This window comes from Psychrobacter sp. W2-37-MNA-CIBAN-0211, from assembly GCF_040309405.1.
Classification (GTDB): Bacteria; Pseudomonadota; Gammaproteobacteria; order Pseudomonadales; family Moraxellaceae; genus Psychrobacter; species Psychrobacter glaciei.
Window position 1 is genome coordinate 1 of the sequence record NZ_JBEOOU010000042.1, and the last position, 535, is coordinate 535.

1 protein-coding gene is annotated in these 535 nt (G+C 36.1%); it reads right to left on the bottom strand.

The window, feature by feature from the left end:
- Positions 1–68: 68 nt before the first annotated feature.
- A complete protein-coding gene (locus AAEY72_RS14190) occupies positions 69–395 on the bottom strand; it encodes a hypothetical protein (RefSeq protein WP_189585232.1) in 327 nt (108 codons plus the stop codon).
- Between the last annotated feature and the right edge of the window lie 140 nt (positions 396–535).

A 535-nucleotide genomic window follows, 5' to 3' on the forward strand; every position in this document is an offset into this window, starting at 1 on the left:
TACTTCATTGATTCTGACAGAGAGATGACAGCAAGATTACAATATTGTCATCTTGCTGTTTTTAGTTTTTAATGTTGCTTGTATTCATTTAGTATTGAGGCAGCATTAGAATCACGATCACGTCCATATTTATCTACGAAATACTTTTCAGACTGTAGATGCTGATCTTTGTGTTCGATCTCACAAGCCACTCGTGCATCATTATAGCGCTTCATTTGCGTACTAGAAACTTGCGCATCGTTGTGATCCAAGTTTTTTGCAAAGTCAGTAACCGCATCACAGTTATTGATGACTGACGTACTTAGCTCGGTAGTGTGCGCATTAGCCGCAGTAATACCAATAAGTACAGAAGCCGATAGCAATACTGCTTTTTTGAATGAACCATATGTTTTCATGTAAAACCTCTTTTGTAAGTTGTTAGATATGCAAGTTGTTAGATATTTGAATTGATTACCTGTGAAAATAATTCATAGTCGCTAGGTATGAACAACTATGTTTCATTCATACAGATTAGCAAAAGAAGACTGACAATCTG